At 66.2% G+C, this 6,410-nt stretch carries 8 protein-coding genes and 1 pseudogene; 5 read left to right on the top strand and 4 right to left on the bottom strand.

Features of this window, described 5'->3' with window-relative positions; all coding sequences use genetic code 11:
- The 5 genes and pseudogenes from AX703_RS28340 to AX703_RS11870 form a co-directional block, all read left to right on the top strand.
- Positions 1-431, top strand: a pseudogene (locus tag AX703_RS28340) (P-type conjugative transfer protein TrbL); the annotation flags it as partial.
- A gap of 7 nt (positions 432-438) precedes the next feature.
- On the top strand, positions 439-1,122 hold the full coding sequence (gene trbF / locus AX703_RS11885) for a conjugal transfer protein TrbF (protein WP_060977348.1): 684 nt from the start codon (positions 439-441) through the stop codon (positions 1,120-1,122).
- Positions 1,119-2,141: a P-type conjugative transfer protein TrbG gene (gene trbG, locus AX703_RS11880; protein ID WP_060977349.1), complete on the top strand. Its 1,023-nt coding sequence runs from the start codon at positions 1,119-1,121 to the stop codon at positions 2,139-2,141. Before trbF ends, trbG begins: the two co-directional genes overlap by 4 nt.
- Positions 2,141-3,364, top strand: coding sequence for a TrbI/VirB10 family protein (locus tag AX703_RS11875; RefSeq protein WP_060977365.1), 1,224 nt, complete (start codon positions 2,141-2,143; stop codon positions 3,362-3,364). Before trbG ends, AX703_RS11875 begins: the two co-directional genes overlap by 1 nt.
- The gene (locus AX703_RS11870; RefSeq protein ID WP_060977350.1) at positions 3,361-3,573 is read left to right on the top strand and encodes a DUF2274 domain-containing protein; all 213 of its coding nucleotides are present in this window, start codon (positions 3,361-3,363) and stop codon (positions 3,571-3,573) included. Before AX703_RS11875 ends, AX703_RS11870 begins: the two co-directional genes overlap by 4 nt.
- Before the next feature lie 16 nt (positions 3,574-3,589).
- Here the strand turns inward: AX703_RS11870 and AX703_RS11865 are convergent, their stop codons facing one another.
- The 4 genes from AX703_RS11865 to AX703_RS11850 form a co-directional block, all read right to left on the bottom strand.
- Complete coding sequence (locus tag AX703_RS11865) at positions 3,590-3,895, bottom strand: hypothetical protein (RefSeq protein WP_060977351.1); 306 nt, start codon at positions 3,893-3,895, stop codon at positions 3,590-3,592.
- Positions 3,896-3,980: 85 nt separating this feature from the next.
- Complete coding sequence (locus tag AX703_RS11860; protein WP_060977352.1) at positions 3,981-4,892, bottom strand: LysR family transcriptional regulator; 912 nt, start codon at positions 4,890-4,892, stop codon at positions 3,981-3,983.
- Between the two features lie 106 nt (positions 4,893-4,998).
- Positions 4,999-5,586 (bottom strand): transmembrane anchor protein, encoded by a 588-nt coding sequence (locus AX703_RS11855; RefSeq protein WP_231735511.1) that lies wholly within the window; start codon positions 5,584-5,586, stop codon positions 4,999-5,001.
- A gap of 82 nt (positions 5,587-5,668) precedes the next feature.
- On the bottom strand, positions 5,669-6,400 hold the full coding sequence (locus AX703_RS11850; protein WP_060977354.1) for a HupE/UreJ family protein: 732 nt from the start codon (positions 6,398-6,400) through the stop codon (positions 5,669-5,671).
- Positions 6,401-6,410: the final 10 nt, after the last annotated feature.

Raw genomic sequence — 6,410 nt, 5'->3', positions numbered from 1 at the left:
CGCGCATGGCGGGCGGCGCGGCGGGCGCCTACAGCGTCGGCTCGCTCGGCAGGAGCGGCGCGGGCGCTGTGGCGGGCGGCATGGCCGCTGTCGGACAGACGGCGGCGACCGGCGCCGTCAATGCCGCGCTCTCGCCGCTGCGCCGGATGGCCGGCAAGGCGAGCGCATCCATGAAGGACAACTTCCGCACAGGCGCCCGCGCCGGGCTGGGCGTCGCTCCCGCATCGGGAAGTCCCGCGCCCGCGGCATCGCCGGCAGCCCCGGCTTCCGCGCCGCCCGCATGGGCGTCGGCAGCGTCAGATGTGTATAAGAGACAGGCCATGAAGCAGCGCCAGTCCGCGACCCACGGCGCGACCGTCCTCGCTCACACGATGAAGGCCGGCGACAGCCACGGCGGCGGCGGCGGTCCCGACGTCAAGGAAAGGGAGTGATCCGAAAATGTTCCGACGACCCACCATCCGCTACGGCCAGACCCCCGAACCCGCGACGCCCTACCAGCGCGCCGCGCAGGTCTGGGACGACCGCATCGGTTCCGCCCGCGTGCAGGCGAAGAACTGGCGCCTTGCCTTCTTCGGCGCGCTCGCCCTGTCCGGTGGGCTCTCGGCCGGACTCGTCTGGCAATCCGCCCGCGGCCATATCGTGCCCTGGGTGGTGCAGGTCGATCGGCTCGGCGAAGCGCAGGCCGTCGCTCCCGCCGAAACCGGCTACCGCCCGACCGATCCGCAGATCGCGTTCCATCTCGCCCGGTTCATCGAGCAGGTCAGGGCGATCCCGGCCGATCCGGTCATCGTCCGGCAGAACTGGCTCAGGGCTTACGATTTCACGACCGACAAGGGCGCACTGGCGCTCAACGACTACGCGCGCGCCAACGATCCGATCGCACAGGTCGGCAAGGTGCAGGTCGCGGTGGACGTCTCCAGCGTGATCCGTGCCTCCGGCGACAGCTTCCGCGTCGCCTGGATCGAGCGGCGCTATCAGGACGGCAGTCTCGCCGAGACGACCCGCTGGTCGGCGATCCTCACTGTCGTTGTCCAGACCCCGCGCACCCCCGACGCGCTGCGCAAGAACCCGCTCGGCGTGTTCGTCAACGCCCTCAACTGGAGCAAGGAGCTGTCGCAATGACACGCATGTCCGCCCGCCATGCCGCCAGCGCGGTTATGTTATTGTCCGCAACCGCGCTGGCCGGCTGCGCCACCTCATCGGCGAAAGCGCCGAGCATCGCTTACGATGATCCACCGCGCGAGATCGCGGCCACGCCGGCCGCACAACCGCCACGCGTGGTCGAGGTGGTGACTATCCCCGAACCGCTGCCGCTTCCGGGCCAGTTGAAGCCGGTCACGCAAAGCGCCTCGCCGCGAGAAGCGACCGATCCGCGCCGCCGCGTCGGGGCCGCGAACGCGGCCGCCCGCGTGCAACCCACCCGCGACGGCTATGTGAACGCCATCCAGCAATATCCCTGGACCGAAGGCGCGCTTTATCAGGTATATACCGCGCCCGGCCAGGTGACGGACATCGCGCTTCAGGAGGGCGAGCAGCTCGTCGGGCCGGGGCCGGTCGCGGCCGGCGACACCGTGCGCTGGATCATCGGCGACACGGTGAGCGGCAGCGGCGCGACGGCGCGCGTGCATATCCTCGCGAAGCCCACGCGGCCCGACATTTTCACTAACCTCGTCATCAACACCGACCGGCGCACCTATCATATCGAACTGCGCGCGACGGCCTCGACCTATATGGCGTCGGTGTCGTGGACCTATCCGCAGGACGCGCTGATCGCCCTGCGCGGCGCAAACGCCGCCGCTGCCGCCTCGGCCCCCGTCGCCACCGGCATCGACATCGCGGCGCTCAATTTCCGCTACCGGATCGAGGGCGACCGCGTGCCGTGGAAGCCCGTGCGCGCCTTCGACGATTCCGCGCAGGTGTTCATCGAGTTCCCGGCCGGGATCTCGCAGGGCGAGATGCCGCCGCTGTTCGTGACCGGCGCGGCTGGCGACGCCGAGCTGGTCAATTACCGCGTGCAGGGGCGCTATATGGTGGTCGATCGCCTGTTCGCCAGCGCGGAATTGCGCCTGAGCGACAAGCGCACCGAGCGGCGCGTGCGAATCGTGCGCGACGGCGCGGACACGTCCCGCAGGGGGCGGTGATGGCCGATCCCACCAATACGCCCGTCCAGCCAGCGCCGCAGGCATCCCCCCAACCCGCATCCGCGAACCCCGCCGCCTTTCAGCTTCGCGGGCCTGCGCCGCGCGTCATGCGCCTTTCGAGGAAGGCGCTGGCGACGCTCGGCGTGGTCGCGGGGCTCGGTATCGGCGGCTCGCTCTGGTATGCGCTCGCGCCCAAAGGAGAACAGGCGGCGAAGGAACTCTACAATACCGACAGCCGCGCCGCATCCGAGACCATCACCTCGGGGCCGAAGGATTACGGCCAGGTCCCGAAGCTCGGCCCCAGGCTTCCCGGCGATCTCGGCGGCCCGATCGTCTCGGCGCAGCAGCGCGGGGAGAATGTGCCCGTGCCACCGGTCGGCGCGCAGCCCGATCCGCGCATCCAGGCCGCCGAAGCCGCTCGCCAGCGCATCGCCCAGGAACGCGATGCAGCCCGCACCAGCATGGTGTTCCTCGGCGGAAGCAGCGCCGGGACCGGTGCGATGCCGTCCTTGCCGAGCCTCGCCATCGCAGCGCCGGAGGCCGCAGCTCCGCAACCGTCAGAGGCTGCGCAGGGCGACCAAGCCGCCAAGCGGGCGTTCATGGCGCAAGCGACCAATCAGCGCACTGTCAGCGCCGAGCGGCTGACCGCGCCGGCCTCGCCCAACATTGTCCAGGCCGGCAGCATCATCCCCGCCGCGCTGATCACCGGCATCCGTTCCGACCTTCCCGGCCAGATCACCGCCCAGGTGACGCAGAACGTCTATGACAGCATCACCGGGCGCATCCTGCTCATTCCGCAGGGCGCGCGGCTGATCGGCGAATATGACAGCGAGGTCGCCGCGGGGCAGACGCGTGTGCTGCTCTCCTGGGACCGCCTCATCATGCCGGACGGGCGCTCGATCGTTCTCGAGCGCCAGCCCGGAACGGACGCCGCGGGATTTGCGGGGCTACAGGGTCGCGTCAATCAGCATTGGGGCAATCTGCTGAAAGCCGCCGCCGTCTCGACCTTGCTCGGCGTCGGCGCCGAGCTGGGGGCCGACAGCGAGGACGACCTCACCCGCGCGCTTCGGCGGGGATCGCAGGACACCATCAACCAGACCGGACAGCAGGTCGTGCGGCGGCAGCTCAATGTGCAGCCGACGCTCACCATCCGGCCGGGGCATCCGCTCAGGGTCGTCCTGACGAGAGATTTGATCCTCGAACCCATCGGAGCAACGCGATGACCAAACTCAAGCTGGGGCAGATCCCCGAGGACAAGCCCGTCAAGCTCGCCGTGGAACTGCCCGCGCCGCTGTTCGAGGATTTACGGCGCTACGGCGAGATTCTCGGCGAGGGCAGCCCGATCCCGCCCGCGCGCCTGATCGCGCCGATGCTGGAGCGGTTCATGGCCACCGACCGCGCCTTTCGCCGGCATCGCGCGCAGGGGGACTGAAAGCCCGTTCGCGTGGTCAATTGCCAAAGAACTTCTTGTGCCGCGCTCGGCCCTCCGCCTCGGTCACGGCCATCTCGGCATTGAAGCATTCGTCGCCGCGCGTCGAGCCTTCCGCGCACTGTGTCAGAACCTGCCGGGCCTCGTCGAGATGCGCCGCGAAATATTGCTTGCCGCGCGGCTCCGCGGGCGCGGCGACGGGCACAGGACTCGCGACCGCTGCTGCCGGTTCGGCCGGCGCGATCACCGGGCGCAGAACGAAACCCGCTCCGAACCCGACGATCAGCGTGACCAGCACGATGATGAGTGTCTTTCCCTGCGTCATGACGGCTCCTTTCTCCGGTTGCAAATCAGGCCGGCCGTTGGTTGCGATCCCGCCTGTTAACGTCGCATGTCACTGTCTCGCGCGGTCACGGGATGTCGAAGGACAGCGCATAGCGGTCGCGCACGAAGGCGAGGAAACGCCTCAGCGCGGGATTGGCGTTGTCCTTTCGCCAGTAGCCCGAATAGTTGATGAAGGCCGGTCCCTGCTCGCCCTGGACGGGGCGATAGATGACGTCGGGATAGCGAGCGCCCGTCGCGCCCTCGCAGACGATCGACACGCCCAGACCGCCGCCCAGCACGCTCAGGATCGCCTCGCGGCTGGCCTGATGCATCCTGATATCGGGAGGCTCGCCCGCCATCATCAGGCGGCCGAGCAGCAGGTCGCGGATTTCCGGGCCGGGATCGGCGGCAGGCAGCAGAAAGCGCTCGCGCCGCAAATCGGTCCAATGAACGGCCTCGCTTGCGGCAAGGGCATGATCTGCCGGCAACGCGGCCATGACACGCTCGTTCCACAACCCCTCACGCCGGAATCCGGCATGGCCCGCTTCGCCGACCAGGACCGCGATATCGATCTCGCCCGTATCGAGCCCCGCGAGCAGCGCGCCCCGGTCGGCTTCCACGCCGTCGATCTCGACATCGGGATTTGCCGCTCGCCAGCCCAGTATGGTGGCGCGCAGATGGCCGGCCGAGATCGCGCTGTTGTGTCCGATCATAAGTCCCCCCGCGCGGCCCTGGCCCGCCGCCCGCATCGTTGCCACCATCTTGTCCGCGTTCGCCACCATCGACCGCGCCGCGCGGATGAACTGCGCGCCGGCGAGCGTCATGCTGACGCCGCCCTGCGAGCGGTTGAAAATCCGTCCGCCGATCACCCGCTCCAGCTTCAGGATGGCCCGGCTCAACGTCGACTGCTCCACGTCCAGCACCCTGGACGCGCGATAGAAGCTGCCATGATCCGCCGCGGCGATGGCGTAGCGAAGTTGGCGAATGTCGAAAGGCATATCTATTTCTTCAATCCGACATGGTCAGTACAATCTGAATGGCCGATACCGAGTATAACTCGGTATCGGCTGTAGAATCCCAAGGAAGGCACTCTGTTTTTATGCGCTAGATTAGCCGCTTTATGTCGGCATACTGGCCTTGAGTTTCCAGAAGCACGGTCACTTCGGCATCACCCCGATTGCGCCAATACCAACCATGATTGCCGTTAAACGCAGCCGTAATTACGCCTTCGCCCCTGGAAAGGCCGCGCTTCTTTTCGTAGCTGATCGATTGTCCGCCGCCGTCACCGTGGAGGTCGACATTCACGGCTCCGCCTTGAACGGTCCAGACGAAGCTCGCCTTTTCCCCTCGTTTCATCACGAGCTTCACCTCTGCACCCTCGCCGGGTTTCAGAGTGACGCTCATCCGATCAGTCCGGCCCGGCGCAGCGTCGACTGCGGGCGGGGCGTCGGCGCTCTGCCCAGGGGCGATGGTTCTTCCTGATGCAGCGGCCTCGATGATGGCCCTGCTTCTGGCATCATTCGCGGCGGTATCAACTTTCCTGTCCGCTTCGGCCTCTTCGGCGAGTTGGCGCTTTATATCCCCCATATCAGTGAAACCGAGCGCGCGGCCGATTCCGGTAGGATCGACACCATATTCGGCCGGGAGCACGATCGTGACGAGGAGCGCGACGGCTGTCACGGCAGCGATCACGGTCGAACGGATAAGCTGGCCGGATGACGGCAGTTCGGCTTGTGAGGGTATGGGCGTGTTATACATGGTTCAAATCCTTTGATCAGGCGACGACCCAGCCGGTGAGCTGATATCCGATCAGCACGAACCCGGCGGTCATCATCACGACGTTGGCGGTGTAGGCATGACGCCAGAAGCTCGGCGTTCGGCGCCAGAAGCCCATGATGATCAGAATGGCGGCGAGCGCGAGCAACTGACCGAGTTCGACGCCGACATTGAAGGCCAGCAGGTTAGGCAGCAGGCCGTCGGGAGAAATCTCATAGTCGATGATCTTGTTCGCCAAGCCGAAGCCGTGGCAGAAACCGAATATCAGCGTTGCAGCCTTGGTGTTCGGCTGGAAGCCGAACCAGCGTTGGAACGCCCCAAGGTTGTCGAGCGCCTTATAGACGATCGAAAAGCCGATGATCGCGTCAATAATATAGCTGTTGATGCCGAAGTCGAAGAAAACGCCCAGCAGCATGGTCGTCGAATGGCCGATCGCGAACAGGCTGACATAGATCGCGATATGCTTCATCCGATAGAGGAAGAAGATGATCCCGAACAGAAATAAAATATGATCGTATCCCGTCACCATATGTTTGGCGCCGAGATACATAAACTCCAGCAGGTGAACCCCGCTGATCTCCTGGATATAGCCCTTATCGCCTTCGGCGACGGCATGGGCGAAGGCGGTGCCGGTCCAAAGAACGAGGCTCAGCCCGGTCAAGAACAATAACAATAGGAGCCGGGAGGACGCACGTCGTCCGTGCGCCGGCTCAGTAAAAGCCTGTATCATGAGAATACCT

Source organism: Novosphingobium sp. CCH12-A3, assembly GCF_001556015.1.
Taxonomy (GTDB): Bacteria; Pseudomonadota; Alphaproteobacteria; order Sphingomonadales; family Sphingomonadaceae; genus Novosphingobium; species Novosphingobium subterraneum.
The sequence above is the reverse complement of the archived record's forward strand: the minus strand, read 5'-3'. Positions and strand labels throughout refer to the sequence as shown.